At 43.1% G+C, this 281-nt stretch carries 1 pseudogene; it reads right to left on the bottom strand.

What is annotated here, in order from left to right:
* A pseudogene (locus FC83_RS17465) lies at positions 1–281 on the bottom strand (IS5/IS1182 family transposase); the annotation flags it as partial.

The following is a 281-nucleotide window of genomic DNA, read 5'->3' as shown; positions in this document are numbered from 1 at the left end:
CCTGGGTTGATTGTATAGTTGAGTATCCAGCCATGTTTTTCACAAACTGTCTGGACACTATAGGCAAATACCTGCTTGTGTTCACCCTTATGGAACCATCCACTTTCTGGATCATTGCTGCTAACTTTCTGTTGTATCCTCTTTGGCACCACCTTTCCGGCCCGCAGGGCTTTTTTTCCATGATTCAGCCGATCTATCGTGATCTCCTTTTCTAAATCGGTGTGATAATAAGTGGCGACCTTATCTATGACCGCTTTGTGATATTTTCTGTTATTGGCATT

Origin of the sequence: Agrilactobacillus composti DSM 18527 = JCM 14202 (assembly GCF_001436375.1) — a bacterium.
Classification (GTDB): Bacteria; Bacillota; Bacilli; order Lactobacillales; family Lactobacillaceae; genus Agrilactobacillus; species Agrilactobacillus composti.
The sequence above is the reverse complement of the archived record's forward strand: the minus strand, read 5'-3'. Positions and strand labels throughout refer to the sequence as shown.